Consider the following 16,825-nt stretch of genomic DNA (forward strand, 5'->3'; position numbering starts at 1 on the left):
CGAATGGGCTCAACTCAGAAATGAGCACCCAGGAAAATGCTGAACCAAATTGGACAATATGATTAAAGAGCAACGACCGAGTAAAAAGCATCAGCCAAGAGGACTGCCAATCCTCCACGAAGATAAAGATATCATCGTAGTGGTGAAACCAACGGGACTACTGACCATCGGCACCGATCGGGAAAAATCGAGAACGGCCCACTATCTGCTCAATGATTATGTGCGCAAGGGTAATCCTAAATCAAGCAACAGGGTGTATGTAGTCCACCGTCTGGATCAAGACACCTCTGGGCTACTTATCTTTGCCAAAAGTGAAGAGGCTAAAAAATTCCTGCAGAAGGATTGGGAGAATACCGAAAAACACTACCTCGCCATCGTTTGCGGAAAGTTAAAAGAAAAAGAGGGCACAATTTCATCTTATCTAACCGAAAACAAGGCATATAAGGTCTACTCAACCCCGGATTCCACCAAGGGTAAGCTCTCCAAGACAGCCTATAAGGTAATAAAAGAGGGAAAGGAAGTTAGCCTGATCGATATTCATCTGCTCACCGGACGCAAACATCAGATCCGCGTCCACTTCGCGGAAAATGGACATCCCGTTGCCGGGGATAAGAAATACGGGACCGGGACCAGTGGTTTAAAACGGCTTGCCCTGCATGCCCGTTCAATCTCCTTCACCCATCCCTACAGCCACAAAATAATGACCTTTGACACAGGATTACCGGAGGATTTCACCCGACTCCTGCGTAAGCTTTAAAAGAGAGAGGCGCCCCTGAATAAGGGGCCCTCCCTCTCTTTGCACCGCGGCCATCCAATTCCAATTGGATGGCCTTCCCTCATCCCAACCCTGCCAATAAATTTCAAAAGCCAAAGCTATAATCTATTGCCCCTCTCCCAAACAATTAATAGCTGTCCTTTTTTCATTGCACCAGACAGACGACACCATTACATTGTTATTAACAAAAAGAGATGAGATAATTCACCTGTCAGCATAGATGACAGCGGGCTCGCCCTCAGCCTATCGGAAAAACATGGGAATCACCAGTTTTTCTTTGTCTTCTATATCGCAATAGGTGGAAATTAGATCTGCTTATCCTAAACACCTGCCGGGCTAAAATGCCAGAAGCAGAAAAGAAACGCTCTGTTATTCAGGCAAGGTATGGGAAGAAACGATCTTATCTCTCTACTTTTAAGACAATATGTAATGCTAAAGTTTAAACAGAGGTTACAAGGTATGGATGCAACAAGAGTATTTGGCCCGGTGCCATCAAGACGACTAGGCAAGAGTGTCGGTGTAAACAATATCCCACCCAAAATATGCAGTTATTCCTGTGTATACTGCCAATTGGGTATATCGCTAAAAATGGTAGGTGACAGACAGAATTATTATGATCCAAATGATCTGCTGCTAGAGGTAAAGGAGAAGGTCGCAAACGCCAAGGCCAATAATGAAGCTATTGATTATCTGACAATTGTAGCCGATGGTGAACCTACCCTGGATAATAATCTGGGATTATTAATTGATCTGCTCAAACCACTGGGATATAAGATTGCAGTAATTAGCAACTCAACACTGCTCGATAATGTTCAGGTCAGGAAAGATCTGGCTAAGGCTGACTGGGTTTCTGTTAAGGTTGATACTCTCGATGAAAAAATTTGGCGAAAAATAGACAGACCTCACAAGAAAATATCATTTTCGGCAATGCTGGATGGTATCAGAGCCTTTGCCCAAGAGTACAAGGGAAAGCTTGTCACTGAGACAATGCTGGTAAAAGATCTCAACTGCGATACAGAAGAGGTTGCTCAATTTATCTGTGAGCTTAAGCCGGCAATATCCTATTTGAGTATCCCTACCAGACCACCGGCAATGACATGGGTAAAGGCCCCCGATGAGCAGGAGATCAACAGGGCTTACCAGACCTTCAAAAACCACGGTCTGAACAGCGAATACCTTATTGGCTACGAGGGAGACGAATTTGCCTACACCGGTAATGTAGAGGATGACCTCCTGAGCATCACCTCTGTCCATCCTATGCGTGAAGAGGCAATTGAAAAATATCTACTCAAGGCGGGTAGCGACTTTTCTGTCATTGAAAAAATGTTAGCTGAAGAGAAGATTATTGTCTCAGAGTATAACGACGAACGTTTTTACCTCAGAAAACTCACCCTGGAAAACAAATAACAGGGTTGCCCTTCTATTTTGTAGAGATAAATAGAGGGGCAAGTCAATCAGACAGGATATCTACGCCCAGCCCAAAAGTTCTCCATAATCAAGCCATGCCTATTGGCAGAATGGGGCTGGTCTAAGAATATCCTGCCGGACCATCTCTTGCGCCTACTGCTAAGGGATGGCGATTATCAGAACAAAAAAAGGCTCCAGAATGCAAGCATCCTGGAGCCTTTATAAATACATTACCTGTTATTTAAGAAGCCGAAGATCCCTTACAGCAATCTTCCCAGCAGGCTATTTAAAATTTCTTTCCTTGTAAGCATCGGCAATCAGCTTCAGCTTATCAAAAAGAGCAGGCTCAAGCGTCGCATCTACCAACTCGTAATCACGACCAATATAACCATACTTTGGCTGGCCCATACGATGATACTCAAGTACCTCGTACTCTACAGGATCTCCGGGAAGGCTTTCCAAAAATTCAACAATTGCCTTAATATCTTCTTCAGTATCATTAAAGCCTGGAATAATTGGAGTTCGAGCACGAATAGGAACGCTTGGCGCCATTTCACGAATTTTTCGTAAATTTTCCAACGGGAGCTTATTGGACACACCAGTAAACTCTTTATGCTTCTCTTCGTTAAGACTCTTTACATCAAACATAATGGTATTGAGATAGGGAACACAGGCCTCAATATTTTCCCATTTAGCAGCGCCACAGGTCTCAACGGCAGTCTTTATACGTCTGTGACGAGCTTCTCGCAACAGGGCAAGGGCAAACTCTGCTTGAGCAAAAGGTTCTCCTCCAGAGAGTGTCATGCCACCGCCTGAACGAGCATAGAAGATAGCGTCTTCTTCAACACGATCAACTACTTTCTTAACAGTCATCTCTTCACCGTACATGTTCAGGGCACCAGAAGGACAGGCATCGGCGTAAGCTTGCTCATTGCTAACAAATTCACGACGCAATACAACCTTACCGTCTGCTCCCTCGGCAATTGCACCGTCGGTACATACCTCAGTACAACGAACACATTTATCAAGTCCTAAACATTTACTGGGGTTATAGGCCAACTCTGGCTTATGTTTTTGCGATTCAGGATTACAGCACCACTTACAATGCAATGGACATCCCTTTAAAAATGCAACAGTGCGGATGCCCGGGCCATCGTGAACGGAATATTTTTGAACGTTAAAAACAACGCCCTTTATTTTATTATCTAAAAGTGAACTCATGATGCTTACCCGGCCCCTTATATAAATTAATATACTACAAGCAAATATGGAGATGATCCGGGGACCATCTCCATACCATAGCACATGCTACAAACTACTTGCTACGAAACCTACATATTTTCGTGAGCGGTACGTCTGATCAGATCGTTCTGAAGATCTTTAGAGAGATCACAGAAGTAAGCAGAATATCCTGCAATACGAACGATCAGGGTACGATATGCTTCTGGATTCTCTTGAGCAAGTCTCAAGGTCTCAGCGTTAACAACGTTGAACTGAATGTGCCACAAACGAAGATCACAGAAGGTACGAATGAAATGTACCAACTTCTGAGTTCCTTCCTCACCTTGAACACACTTAGGTGTGAACTTGATGTTCACAAGACGAGCTGCACGCTCACGGTGGTTGAAGTTTTTAGAGGTGTAGTTAGAGAGAAGAACCGCAGTAGGTCCGTTCTTATCAGCACCGTGAGAAGCAGAAGAACCATCGGAAAGAGAGGTTCCTGCATAACGTCCGTTAGGAGTTGCACATACCACTTTACCAAAAGGTACGTGGGAGGTGAATGGTACATAACGAAGATCAAGGAATACGCCAAGCTCACGCTGATACTTCTCAGCATAACCTACACAGAGCTGATCAAGATCACGAGCAATTGAATCTGCATATGGATCGTTATTACCGAAACATGGAGCAGTCATCATAAGGGCACGGAGATCTTCCTGGCCTTCGAAGTTGTTCTTCATAGCTTCAAGAACTTCAGTCATGGTGACTTTCTTCTCTTCGAATACGAACTTCTTGATTGCGCTCATTGAGTCAACAAGAGTACCAACACCCATGAACTCAAAGTAACCAAGGTCAATTCCCTCAGGAATATATGGTTGGTGAATATCAATGCAATGCTTCATGGCAAGATCATGAAGCGCAGAACCCATAGGTGCAGCAAAATGACGAGCACGGGTCTTGATTACATAGTACTGCTGTTCGAAAGCAATCTTAAGGAAGTTGATGTGCTGAGCTTTGTAAGCATTCCAGAACTCTTCCCAGGTCTCCATCTTGGTTACATCACCAGTCTCGATGGAAAGTTGAGCATCACCGAACTTAAGCATTTTACCGTTGAAGAATACAGACTCAAGGGCAGCTACAAAGTTGATGTAACAACCACCAGCTGTGTAGGTATCACGGTTTGGCATACGAATCTCAGCACAACCAGATACTGAATAGTCGTAAATCTCTTCGAACTTAGCACCTTTTGCAAGGTGAAGTGGAATTACTTCCTCATCATTGATCAGTTTAGGGAAACCAGAACCTTCTTTAATGGTCTCTGCAACTTCTGCAAGGAAACGCTCAGGAGCACGAGCGTGAATACGAGCAGCAAGATCAGGGTAGTGATGAGGGAACTCACGCTTAGAACGAAGGAAGAGATAAGTCAACTCGTTGGTTGCATCAAGACCATCTGGGGTCTGACCACCGATGGTTACTGCTTCCCAATGAGCATAGCCTTCGTTGAAAGCACCACCGGTAGGGGAGATATAGAGATCGATATACTGAGCCATACCTACATACATAAGCTCAACGTACTCAATAGCCTGGTCATCGGTGAGAATACCAGCTTCAATATCTTGCTTGTAGAATGGATAGAGGTACTGATCCATACGACCGTTGGAGATAATGGTACCAGTTTTCTGCTCAAGACGAGAGAACATCTGAGTGAACCACTGAGATTGACATGCTTCGTAGAAGGTACGAGCTGGATGCTCAGGTACGTGGTTACATACCTCAGCCATCTTGAGAAGTTCTGCCTTACGAACAGGATCAGCACATTTCTCTGCAAGTTCCATGGCAAGTGCAGCGTGACGCTTAGCCCAAACAATAACAGCTTCACATACGAGAATAGCTGCCTGAAGGAAAGGCTTCTTGTCTACGTTGTCACCAGGAGAGAGAGGGTCAAGAGCTTCAAGCTGAACTGTAAACTCGTCACGAAGTCCACCGAAACCACGCTTCAATACTTTATCGAAGTCATGTACCCACTGATTAGAAGAACGAAAAGAAGCGGTCTCGTTTACGATGAAACGTGAAACCATTCCATCTGGATCATCATAGGTAAGTGCGTGTACGTCTGCTGGAAGGGTTTTAGCAAGAGTCTCGTGATAAGTCTTACCTTTCCAGTAAGGAGCAATCTCTTTAACAACGATATCTGCATCTGCTTGAGAGATGGAGAAAGGAGAGTTGTCACGGGTAGGAAGATCAACTACCGCAGTATCAAGAAAGTCACCATCAAGCTCTGGGTAGAGAACACCATAACGTCCCTGGTATCCGATACGACCGGCAAGAAGCTGATCGTCATCGATGTATACAGTCATGTTCTCTGCACACTTCATAAGAGATTTTGCCCAACGAAGGTTAAGATGCTGACCTTCTGTCTCTTGCATACCTTGGGTGAAATAAAGAGCACGCTCTATATCAATTTGTGGCTTAGCAGTTTCAATTTTATCAAGGATTTTGAAAACACGCTCGTGGGTTGCACGGAACTTGTTTACTTTTCCTGCGGCCTTGTCCATGATCATTTGCTCATGTGGAGAGCGACAACATTCTACAGACATAATCCAACTCCTTATCTATTTTAATTGGGGTGCTGCACTTTTAGCGATCTAACGCCTTTTCCTTTTATATAGCAACAGGCGTGCCATTTACAAAAAAAAATTCAAGATGCTGAAATAGCGTATAAACACAAAATGAAGAGAGATTTCTCTTCTTATTGATAATGGTTATTATTGCCATGTACTCTTTGCACGATTGCAACGCCAAGACAAAATATGTCGATAAAATATGCTGATACAGATAGTTAGCCAAAAAAAAGCCAATGTTGCTTTTTTGCAACATGGCACTTTTGTTGCACAGCTGCACAGGCCAAGAGAGAAGGGATAATGAAAAAAAAGAGGGCCACGGAAAAAAAACCCCGTGGCCCCCCTAAACAGCTATGATTCATTTATGATAAATCACATATACTTACTATACAATTCTAAAGCTACCTACAAGGGCACAACGACGAAGACGAACAAATGTTGCCGCGTTACTTACACCTTCACCGGTTGGAGTAGAGATGGTCATGGAAGTCCAACCCTCACCACCTGCACCAAGTCCGGCAATATGCGGTCCGTTCTTAACAAAGAGACTGGTATTCACAGCCTTAGCCATTTTCTCCATGTTATGAATATTGGTAGAGTGCATACCAGCAGTGTGACTCAAACCACGCTCAAGCATAAGAGCCCACTCAAGAGCTTGGTCAAAGTTACGGGCACGAACAACGGGAATAAGTGGCATCATCTGCTCGGTTACAGCGAAAGGATGACGAGCATCGCCTTTCACATCAACGAAGAGAAGTTTACATCCCTTAGGAATGGTGATTCCAGCAAGATCTGCAAGCTTATAAGCATCACGACCAACCCACTTAGGATTAGCACGACACTTATCGGTACCGTAGTCAAGAAGAACGGTTTTACCGATGGTCTCTGCCTGGGCAAGAGAGATCTCAAATGCGCCGATAGCAGTAAACTCACGTTTGAACTCATCCGCTACAGAATCAACAATAATGATCTCTTTTTCATTGGCACAGATCAGGTTGTTATCAAAAGAGGCACCAATATAAATGCTCTCAGCAGCACGAGCAAGATCAGCGGTCTCATCAACTACTACAGGAGGATTACCTGCACCAGCTGCGATAAGGCGCTTATCGGTAATCTTACGAGCAGCAGCTACAACAGCCTCGCCACCGGTTACGGTAAGAAGATTAATTCCCTCGTAGGTAAAGAGACGTCGGGCCGCATCAAGAGAAGGCTCTTTGATACAGACGAGAAGGTTATGAACACCTGTCTCTTCTACAATAGCCTTGTTCATCATCTTGATGGTTTCTTGAGTAATACGTTTTGCTGCAGGATGAGGAGCAAAAACAACACTGTTACCACCAGAGATCATGCTGATACCATTATTGATAACGGTAGATCCTGGGTTAGTAGAAGGAGTAACAGAGGCAATAACACCCCAAGGAGCATTCTCGATAAGGGTAAAGCCCTCGTCACCGGTAATTGCTGTAGGCTGAAGAATCTCTGGTCCTGGAGTACGGTTAGCCACAAGCAAGGTCTTAGCAACCTTATCTTCAACATTACCCATACCAGTCTCAGATACAGCCATCTCAGAGAGACGACGTGCATTCATGCGAGCAGCGCGACGCATAACATCTACTACACGGTTACGCATAGCAACGGTATCAATAAGCTTGTAAGCCACTTTGGCTGCCGCTACGGCATCATCAAGCTCATCAAAAACACCCCAATCGCCTGCTGCCGGGGCAGAGGCTACAAGGCTACCATTTTGCGCTTTGCTCAATTGAGCAAGTACTTCTGATACAATAGACTCAATTTGTGCTTGTCCTATAGACATCTCTAACTCCACTATCTAATTTTATTTGGCGTAAAGTTTCCCACCTGAAGCAGTGATCTGATCAACAATTGCAATAACATTCAGATCAACAGGAGATCTCTCTCCTGTCGCTGTACGGGGCGCAGCGCCACCCCCGCGAACCAAAAGAACATACTCGCCCTCTCCAGCCCCAAGGGTATCCACCGTCACTTGACCGTAACGTATTATATCGCCTTCAGCATTAATAAGATCCACAAGAAGCAAACTTGCATGAGGGACTCTAGGGTCACGAATAGTTGCAACGACCTGACCTTTCACTCTTCCTAACTCCATACCATTTCCCTCAAATAAATCTGCTTCTTAGACAATCTACCTTCTTATTTTTTCAATCTAATTGGATACACTTCCTCAAGATCCTGATGGGGACGAGGAATAACATGGGCCGCAATAAGCTTGCCCATACGTTTTGCTGCTGCGGCACCGGCATCAATTGCGGCTTTACACGCGGCAACATCACCACGAATAAGCACACAGACATAACCGCCACCAATACGCTCATAACTCACCAACTCTACCTGAGCCGCCTTAGTCATTACGTCTGCTGCATCTACAAGACCGGTTATACCTTTTGCTTCTAATATACCAAGAGCATCCATTGCTGTTTCCTCTTCTCTCTATTTTTTAGTTGCTTTGGTCGCAGGACGTTTCGCATTAGCTGCTACCTTAGCCGCTGCTGCTGCCGCCTTTTCTTCTGCAAAGATAGAACCTATCTTGTCATTCACCAGAACCTCAAGACTATCATCCGGACGAGGAATAACGTTGGTTGCAACACATTCACCCAAACGAGATCCAGCTGCCTTACCTGCATCTACAGCTGCTCCAACTGCGCCAAGATCACCCTCACAGATAACAGTTACACCACCTGCTGCATCCGTGGTTATGGTCTTCACAGACACACGGGCAGCCTTAGTCATAGCATCCGCTACTTCAATGGCGGCAACCAAACCAATTACTTCTACAAAACCTATAGAACCATTCATACTAACGCTTCCTTTCTTTATTGGTTATAACCAGAGGGTCAGCACCTATAATATACTACGCATAACTTCAGGCGTAACGCTTGGAATCACAACAGAACGAACAAGCATTGCAGTCTCGGCACAGGCATCAGCTGCTGCCTGGGTTGCCATACTTACTGCTGCTACATCACCGGTGAGAAGACAAAAAGCCTTACCACCAAGACCCATGGCAATACGTACCTCGGCAATATCTACCTCGGCGGTCTTTGCTGCCCGATCTGCCGCTACAATCGCTGAAGATGCGGAAAAAGTCTCTATTATACCCAGGGAAGGCCCCTGTGGTTTTCCTGCAATGCCAGACATGGCAGCAATAACGGATCGATCAATACTCGGGATAACAAAATGATCCGCCACGGCACCATCGGCACCGTCAATACCTGCAGCCACGGCAGCTTGAACCGCTGCCACGTCACCGTGCACAGCTGCAATAAACTTACCTGGACAGATGGTCTTCATCATCAAGATCTCTACGCTAGAGGCCTTCATCATCCTATCTGCAGCCTCAATACCAGCTGCAATACTACTAAATTCAATCATTCCAACTGATTGTATATAAGTTGTCATGACTACACTCCTTTAATCACTATTTCATTACCTACTTCTACCACAGTGCCTGCGATAGAGGCGTGAACTGTAGCACCTAAGGCACCTTGAGGCACTGCACCAACCAACTGACCCACCTGAACAAAATCACCTGCCTTAACCTGGGCCACTGCTGGTGCACCGATATGCTGATTAAGTGGAATACGCACCTCAGCAGGAGTATAGTCACCGGTAAAATCAGGATGAATATTCATGAACTTATCAATACCAATCTTCAGGGCCAAACGAGGCACAGGCACCTTACGGTAAGGACGAACCTTAGACTGGGCGGGAATAACCTCACGAGATCCCTCATAGGGCACCTTGTTTTCGCGAAAACGAGCCTTTAGAGCTGCGTTAATACGACGAGGAGAAAGGCCCATGGGACAACTAAACAACTCACAAACACCACACTCACAACAGAGAGCTGCCTGCATGGCACCAAGGGCGACATCTCCACCACCACCAAAGGCACGCATCACCTTATGGGTCTGAAAATCCTGACCTATAAGATAACGGGGACAGAGCTCGGTACAAAGGCGACACTGAATACAGGCAGTGGCAGCCTGGCGCTGCATGCTCTGCAGATCACGGCTGGCCATGGTATGTAGATAATGACCCCGTGGCAAAATAATAAGACCACCGGTGGTCTTAGTGACTACCTTGGCGGCAAATTCCTCTGCTGAGTCGACCATGCGACCCATCATTGGCCCACCAAGAATGTAAACAGGATCAGCAATGGTTGCGCCGCCGCAGTGAGCAAGACACTCACTCAACTTGGTGCCAAGAGGCACACGAATAACAGCAGGGCTACCTACATTACCGGTTACAGTAACAATTTTATGAGTAACTGGCGTACCTTTCATGGCGTCGGCTACTCCGGCAAGAGTACCCACATTGGCAACAACAGCGCCAACATCCTTAGGCAAACCAAGAGGCGGAATGGTTTTTCCGGTTACCTCGTAGACTAGGGTCTGCTCATCACCTGCTGGATAAAAGTTATCCAACTGAACAAGCTCTAAACCTGTCCCCTCTATACAGTCAGCAAATATTTTTGCTATTTCGGTATATTTACGTTTTATACCGATAACACCGCGTGTAGCTCCCGTAACGGAGACGATGGCCTGCATCGCGACAACGATATCCGCTGCGCGGGTTCGCATAATATGTTGATCAGTATGCAACAGTGGCTCACACTCACAACCGTTGGCTATAACTGTATCCACCTGCGTATCATATTTTACATGGGCGGGAAAACCTGCTCCGCCCTCGCCCACAATACCGGCATCCAGTATCGAGCGAAGAAGACTATCTTTATTCATGATCATCTCTTTAAGTTCGCTAGAGAGCTACAAAAAAAACGGCTGTTACTTGTCACGTTTGAAAGGGAAGACTTCTTCCAAATCACCATGTGGACGTGGAATAACGTGCACAGCTACTACCTCGCCAATACGTGCTGCTGCTGCTGCACCTGCATCGGTAGCGGCCTTACATGCTGCCACATCACCACGAACAATCGCAGTTACGAGACCAGCACCAATTTGCTTGTAACCTACCAGTTGTACGCGAGCAGCTTTTACCATTGCATCTGAAGCTTCGATGAGTGCGGTCAAGCCTTTAGTTTCAATCATTCCTAATGAATCCATTGTATTCCTCCAAGTTTCGTGTAACGAAAAAAGTTTTACTCTATTTTACCAACATCCGTTTATAGGCACTGACCTACAACGGCAACCTTATATATATCATCCGCAGTACAACCACGGGAAAGATCATGCCAACCTGCAGCAAAACCCTGAAGAAGCGGGCCAAGAGCTGTATACCCACCCAAACGCTGAGCGAGCTTATAGCCAATATTACCTGCTTCAAGAGAAGGAAAGATAAGCACATTTGCCATTCCTTCAACTACACTACCGGGAGCCTTTTGGGCAGCAACACTTGGGACGATAGCTGCATCGAGTTGTAGCTCACCGTCAACCAACATATCAGGAGCGCGCTTACGAATTTGCTCAACGGTATCACGAACAAAAATTGCCCGCTCATGATTGGCGCTACCCTTAGTAGAAAAAGAGAGCATGGCCACCCGAGGTTCTTCACCGAGTAACTTGCGCGCCTTATCCGCCGATGATATGGCTATATCAGCCAAAGTATTTTCATTGGGCACTGGCACTACACCACAATCGGCAAAGATATAATCTTTTCCGCCTTCCGGTGCTATCATAAAAAAGAAGCTGGAGATGGTTTTCATACCCTGCTGCTTGGGCAGAAACTGCAAACCTGCACGAATAACATTACCAGTCGAAGATATATTACCGGAAACACCCAGATTAACCTCCTCACGACGCACCATCATAGCTGCACCGGCAAGGGGACATCTCATGGCCTTTACGGCATCATCCATGCTCAGCTTTTTACCCTTTGCCTCACGAATTGCAATAAATTCATTGGCATTTTTTTCAAGCAGAGAGGGACTGGTATGGTCAACCACGGTCACCCCACGACTTGAACATTTTGCCTCCCGCATCTTAGCGCGAACAGCAAACGGAGAACCCATAAATACTGGATGAGCAAGCCCTTCTGCCTGAAGACGACCAGCCGCCTCAAAAACTCTCTTATCGAGGCAATCAGGAAAGACAATTGTCTTAGGCGCTTTACGACATACATCTTTACAACGTTCTAATATGCTCACACTTATCTCCTAAGCAACGTTGTTGATGCACGCAATACGTACAGAAGTGGGAGTACTATAGGTTACATCTACACCTTCGGGGAAATAAACCATATCGCCAACCTTAGCCACCAAGGTTTTTCCACAAATATCAAGATGTAACTCACCTGCAACAACAACACCTACCTCTGGACATTCCACGGTACGCTTGAAAGATGCCTTCTCCCACTCCATATAACCACCGGCAAGTTGAGCGCCAGCACATTCGCCCAGGGCATCGGCAATAAACACCTGTTCTGCTACAGCTACAGGAGCACCGGCATTTGCCTTAAGAAGGCGATCGCCCTCAACCACACAGATACCACCACAGGAAGAAGAGGCATTCTCTGCTACCAGAGAGACAGAAACATCAGGCTGAGCAAGTCTTTCCGTTACTACCCTACGCACAAGACTCTCAAGAGCCTCATCGGTCAACACACCCGGAAGGCGCTTTTTCAGGATTTCACAGACTTCAGAAATCAGGACATCGGCCTCGCCTGAGGTGTTCACTGGAGCAGTTGGAGTAACTATGGCAGGAGCAGCAAAAGCCACTGGCGCTACAGGAGCAGCAGGTTTTACTGGAACAGCTGGGGCCGCCGGAGCAACTGGGGCAGCCGGAGCAGGAGTACTGGTAAGAGGACAGGCCTCAACCACAACCTTCTTCTCTTCAACCTGGAGTATTTTCAAACCTAACTCCAAGGCCTTATCAACTGCTTGAGGGGTAATAATACACTCTTGAGGCGGGCATAGGATCGACTTCTTCCCACTCTTGAGGGCCCCATTAATATCGGCTTCGGTTATAATCCGCTTTCCCATGCACTTCCTCCTACTGTTTTATATCTTATAGAGTCCTTCCCTCTTAAAAGCTGAGAGGCAAAGACCATCAATTTGAAAAATAACAAATTATTACAATAACTTTTCATCCAGAACAGCTCATAAAAAGAGACGTTTAACCGAGCGACAGCATTCCAAAATGAAAAAACTCTATCCTCTTCTAGCAAAATTCGTGCAAAAAAAACACATGTTCTCTTTTTTTTTGTTGTTAGCGAAAAAAAATCCTATTTCCATAGGGAAAACCAAGCCATCCTTAAAAAAAATATCAGGCAAATCCTTTTTTTTCAGGAAAAGAGAGAGACAAAGGCCAAGAAACAATGGCCAAAAGTTGCATTTTCGCACAAAAAGACAAGTAGTCTCCTGAATAACCAGCTAAAAGAGCAAGGCATTAACATGTAGTTCTAACGCCTTAACACGATGCTCCGGCTCACAGGCAACACGGGTTGCGTTTTTGCATCAAAAAGAGCCACCGAAGAATCCCCGATGGCCCTAAACAGCTCCCCCATAATCTGCAAAATGCTAACGTAAATTCAGCGACGCTATGGAAAATGGAGTAAGCATAAGAGGCTGGGTCGGTAGCTGAATAGGCAACTTCAACTCCTTCTCAAAGACCCCTACAACCCCGGGCAAACAACAGGTACCGCCAGAGAGCAAAATAGTCTCCACCTCCTGACCCCTTATATGATCTGCCACAATATCAGTCACCCGTTCCAAGGTTGGACGGACAATACTGAGAATATTAAATTCAGCGGCCTTGCGTTTACGCTGCTCTGCCTCTTCTATAGAGATATCATAGTAACCGGCAATGGTCAGAGAAAGATGCTTACCGCCCGTAGGCTCGTCATCACTAAAAACCACCTGACTATTCCTCACCACAGCAGTACCGGTGGTACCACCACCAATATCAACAATGGCGGCCTTATTCAGATCAAGAAGATGAGCAACACAGCTTGGCTCATCCTCTACATAGGTGACCTCAAGCCCCACAGATTCCAAGATATTTATCGAGAGGCGCGCATCTGTTCCCGGAGGAAAAGATGTCGAGGCTTGGGTGATTTCACAGCCAAGACGCTCTTCGGCCTGCTTGATAAAGCGACGGACAATATCAATAGCGCCGACATAATCGACAACCACGCCATCACGTACCACCTCTGCCCATTCCAGGAAAACGGCAACAGGTTCGCCCTCGGCATCAATGGCCATCAAGACAACATCGGCTGTACCTAAATCAATACCAACGTGAATTGGCCCCTCTACTTCAACTGCTTCGGTATCATTAATCATTGCCGCAGCACGGTCGAGCCTTTCGCAGGCGAGTTCCCATGAAATAGCCATACTAGACAATCCTAAAGCTGCCGACAAGGGCACAGCGACGAAGACGAACAAAGGTCGCTGCGTTAGTAACACCTTCACCGGTTGGAGTGGAGATAGTCATGGAAGTCCAACCTTCACCGCCTGCACCAAGTCCGGCAATATGGGGACCATTTTTCACAAAGAGACTGGTATTAACGGCCTTGGCCATTCTCTCCATATTGTGAATATTGGTGGAGTGCAGACCAGCGGTATGACTCAAACCGCGTTCAAGCATAAGAGCCCACTCAAGAGCTTGATCAAAGTTACGGGCACGAACAACAGGAATAAGCGGCATCATCTGCTCGGTTACAGCAAAAGGATGACGGGCGTCACCTTTTACGTCAACAAAGAGAAGTTTACAACCAGCAGGAATGGTTACTCCGATAAGCTCTGCAAGCTTATAGGCATCACGGCCAACCCATTTAGGATTAGCACGACACTTATCGGTACCGTAATCAAGAAGAACGGTCTTACCAATGGCCTCTGCCTGCTCAAGAGAAATTTCAAAGGCACCAGCGGCGACAAACTCACGCTTAAACTGATCCGCTACAGACTCAACAACAATAATCTCTTTCTCGTTGGCGCAGATGAGGTTGTTATCAAAGGAGGCACCGATATAAATACTTTCAGCAGCACGGGCAAGATCCGCTGTCTCATCAACCACAACGGGAGGATTACCAGCACCTGCGGCAATAAGACGCTTATCGGTGACCTTACGAGCAGCCTTAACAACGGCTTCACCACCGGTTACGGTGAGAAGATTAATTCCCGGATAGGTAAAGAGACGTTGGGCCGCATCAAGAGATGGCTCTTTAATGCAAACGAGCAGGTTATTAATACCAGTCTCCTCTGCAATAGCCTTATTCATGAGCTTAATAGCCTCTTGAGTGATGCGCTTTGCGGCAGGATGCGGAGCAAAGACAACTGCATTACCACCTGAGATCATACTGATACCGTTATTAATAACAGTTGATCCAGGATTGGTAGAGGGAGTAACCGAGGCAATAACACCCCAAGGAGCATTCTCTATAAGGGTAAAGCCATCATCACCGGTAATTGCCGTGGGCTGAAGAATCTCAGGACCCGGAGTGCTGTTGGCCACAAGCAGTGTTTTCAACACCTTATCTTCTATATTGCCCATGCCCGTTTCTGCAACAGCCTTCTCAGCAAGGGGACGTGCATTCATCCGGGCGGCACGACGCATTACCTCAACGACACGGGTACGCATAGCAACAGTATCAATAAGCTTGCAAGCCGCCTTAGCTGCCGCAACGGCATCATCCAACTCATCAAAGACACCCCAATCACCTGCTGCCGAGCCAGACAAAACAGGAGCACCCTGCTGAACATTACCTATTTGAGAAATAACCTCTGCGACAATAGACTCAATTTGTTCGCGGCCAATAGACATCTCTTACCCCACTCTCTAATTTTATTTACTATAAATCACTTCATTCAGAGCACTGATCTGGTCAACAATGGCAACAACGCTCAGGTCAATCGGTGGCTTCCCTCCGCCCACCACAAGCGCGGCACCACTTCCCCGCACCAGGAGGACATACTCGCCCTCTCCGGCACCGAGAGTATCTGCAGCCACATGTCCCTCGCGTCTTACCACACCATCAGCGCGAATGAAGTCAACAAGAAGCAAGCTTGTATGGGGAACCTTAGGATCACGAATGGTAGCAACTACCTGACCTCTTACTCTTGCCAATTCCATACTCTTTCTCCCCAACCACACATTACTTCACAGACTGCGTGATTTAATTATTTATTCAATTTAATTGGAAAAATTTCCTCAAGGTCCTGATGAGGACGAGGAATAACATGGGCGGCAATAAGCTTACCCATACGTTTTGCGGCTGCAGCGCCCGCATCTATTGCAGCCTTACAGGCAGCGACATCGCCACGAATAAGCACACAGACATAACCACCACCAATACGCTCGTAACTCACCAACTCTACCTGAGCCGCCTTGGTCATAACATCTGCTGCCTCTATAAGGCCGGTAATACCTTTTGCCTCTAATATTCCAAGAGCATCCATACTATGTCCTCTGTTTTCTATTTTTTGACTGCCTTAGAAGCCAATTCTTTCGCGGGCTTAGCTGCCGCAATAGCGGCAGCTGCCTTTTCCTCTGCAAAAACAGAACCAATTTTATCGGTCAAAAGAGCTTCAAGGCTTTCATCTGGACGGCCAATAACGTTGGTACCGACACATTCACCCAAGCGAGAGCCAGCTGCCTTACCGGCATCTACGGCTGCGCCAACTGCGGCAAGATCACCCTCACAGATAACGGTTACACCACCTGCTGCATCCGTGGTTATGGTCTTCACAGACACGCGAGCAGCCTTAGCCATAGCATCAGCAACTTCAATGGCGGCAACCAGACCAACAACTTCAACAAAACCTATAGAACCATCCATGCTCATCTTACCTCTTTTAATTGGTTAGCCC

General features: G+C 46.3%; 18 protein-coding genes. 2 read left to right on the forward strand and 16 right to left on the reverse strand.

Annotated features, from left to right (window positions below; genetic code table 11):
- The first annotated feature begins 58 nt into the window (after nucleotides 1–58).
- Both DP_RS15310 and DP_RS15315 read left to right on the forward strand, forming a co-directional pair.
- Nucleotides 59–757 (forward strand): RluA family pseudouridine synthase, encoded by a 699-nt coding sequence (locus tag DP_RS15310; RefSeq protein WP_041278105.1) that lies wholly within the window; start codon nucleotides 59–61, stop codon nucleotides 755–757.
- Nucleotides 758–1,234: 477 nt separating this feature from the next.
- A complete protein-coding gene (locus DP_RS15315; RefSeq protein ID WP_041278106.1) occupies nucleotides 1,235–2,182 on the forward strand; it encodes a radical SAM protein in 948 nt (315 codons plus the stop codon).
- A gap of 282 nt (nucleotides 2,183–2,464) precedes the next feature.
- Here the strand turns inward: DP_RS15315 and hpsH are convergent, their stop codons facing one another.
- From hpsH to DP_RS15400, 16 genes are all read right to left on the reverse strand, one after another.
- Nucleotides 2,465–3,403: a (2S)-3-sulfopropanediol dehydratase activating enzyme gene (gene hpsH, locus DP_RS15320; protein ID WP_041278107.1), complete on the reverse strand. Its 939-nt coding sequence runs from the start codon at nucleotides 3,401–3,403 to the stop codon at nucleotides 2,465–2,467.
- Between the two features lie 110 nt (nucleotides 3,404–3,513).
- Nucleotides 3,514–6,000, reverse strand: a complete 2,487-nt coding sequence (gene hpsG / locus DP_RS15325) for a (2S)-3-sulfopropanediol dehydratase (RefSeq protein ID WP_011190268.1) — start codon at nucleotides 5,998–6,000, stop codon at nucleotides 3,514–3,516.
- 409 nt (nucleotides 6,001–6,409) lie between these two features.
- Nucleotides 6,410–7,831 (reverse strand): aldehyde dehydrogenase family protein, encoded by a 1,422-nt coding sequence (locus DP_RS15330; RefSeq protein WP_083819022.1) that lies wholly within the window; start codon nucleotides 7,829–7,831, stop codon nucleotides 6,410–6,412.
- A gap of 27 nt (nucleotides 7,832–7,858) precedes the next feature.
- On the reverse strand, nucleotides 7,859–8,149 hold the full coding sequence (locus DP_RS15335; protein ID WP_011190270.1) for a EutN/CcmL family microcompartment protein: 291 nt from the start codon (nucleotides 8,147–8,149) through the stop codon (nucleotides 7,859–7,861).
- Nucleotides 8,150–8,193: 44 nt separating this feature from the next.
- Nucleotides 8,194–8,472, reverse strand: coding sequence for a BMC domain-containing protein (locus DP_RS15340; RefSeq protein WP_011190271.1), 279 nt, complete (start codon nucleotides 8,470–8,472; stop codon nucleotides 8,194–8,196).
- Between the two features lie 18 nt (nucleotides 8,473–8,490).
- Complete coding sequence (locus tag DP_RS15345; RefSeq protein ID WP_011190272.1) at nucleotides 8,491–8,856, reverse strand: BMC domain-containing protein; 366 nt, start codon at nucleotides 8,854–8,856, stop codon at nucleotides 8,491–8,493.
- Nucleotides 8,857–8,901: 45 nt separating this feature from the next.
- Entirely contained in the window at nucleotides 8,902–9,459 is a 558-nt protein-coding gene (locus DP_RS15350) for a BMC domain-containing protein (RefSeq protein WP_011190273.1), read from the reverse strand.
- 2 nt (nucleotides 9,460–9,461) lie between these two features.
- A complete protein-coding gene (locus DP_RS15355; RefSeq protein ID WP_041278109.1) occupies nucleotides 9,462–10,799 on the reverse strand; it encodes a 4Fe-4S dicluster domain-containing protein in 1,338 nt (445 codons plus the stop codon).
- Nucleotides 10,800–10,844: 45 nt separating this feature from the next.
- Complete coding sequence (gene eutM / locus DP_RS15360) at nucleotides 10,845–11,123, reverse strand: ethanolamine utilization microcompartment protein EutM (protein ID WP_011190275.1); 279 nt, start codon at nucleotides 11,121–11,123, stop codon at nucleotides 10,845–10,847.
- Between the two features lie 59 nt (nucleotides 11,124–11,182).
- Nucleotides 11,183–12,163, reverse strand: a complete 981-nt coding sequence (locus tag DP_RS15365) for a phosphate acetyltransferase (RefSeq protein WP_011190276.1) — start codon at nucleotides 12,161–12,163, stop codon at nucleotides 11,183–11,185.
- Between the two features lie 9 nt (nucleotides 12,164–12,172).
- Nucleotides 12,173–12,997: a cupin domain-containing protein gene (locus DP_RS15370; RefSeq protein ID WP_011190277.1), complete on the reverse strand. Its 825-nt coding sequence runs from the start codon at nucleotides 12,995–12,997 to the stop codon at nucleotides 12,173–12,175.
- A 537-nt stretch (nucleotides 12,998–13,534) separates the two neighbouring features.
- Entirely contained in the window at nucleotides 13,535–14,350 is an 816-nt protein-coding gene (gene eutJ, locus DP_RS15380) for an ethanolamine utilization protein EutJ (RefSeq protein ID WP_041278111.1), read from the reverse strand.
- A gap of 1 nt (nucleotide 14,351) precedes the next feature.
- Entirely contained in the window at nucleotides 14,352–15,779 is a 1,428-nt protein-coding gene (locus DP_RS15385) for an aldehyde dehydrogenase family protein (protein WP_011190280.1), read from the reverse strand.
- Nucleotides 15,780–15,800: 21 nt separating this feature from the next.
- Nucleotides 15,801–16,088 (reverse strand): EutN/CcmL family microcompartment protein, encoded by a 288-nt coding sequence (locus DP_RS15390; protein ID WP_041278112.1) that lies wholly within the window; start codon nucleotides 16,086–16,088, stop codon nucleotides 15,801–15,803.
- Between the two features lie 47 nt (nucleotides 16,089–16,135).
- Nucleotides 16,136–16,414, reverse strand: coding sequence for a BMC domain-containing protein (locus tag DP_RS15395; protein ID WP_011190282.1), 279 nt, complete (start codon nucleotides 16,412–16,414; stop codon nucleotides 16,136–16,138).
- A gap of 17 nt (nucleotides 16,415–16,431) precedes the next feature.
- Nucleotides 16,432–16,794: a BMC domain-containing protein gene (locus DP_RS15400; protein ID WP_156792332.1), complete on the reverse strand. Its 363-nt coding sequence runs from the start codon at nucleotides 16,792–16,794 to the stop codon at nucleotides 16,432–16,434.
- Between the last annotated feature and the right edge of the window lie 31 nt (nucleotides 16,795–16,825).

Origin of the sequence: Desulfotalea psychrophila LSv54, assembly GCF_000025945.1 — a bacterium.
Lineage (GTDB): Bacteria > Desulfobacterota > Desulfobulbia > Desulfobulbales > Desulfocapsaceae > Desulfotalea > Desulfotalea psychrophila.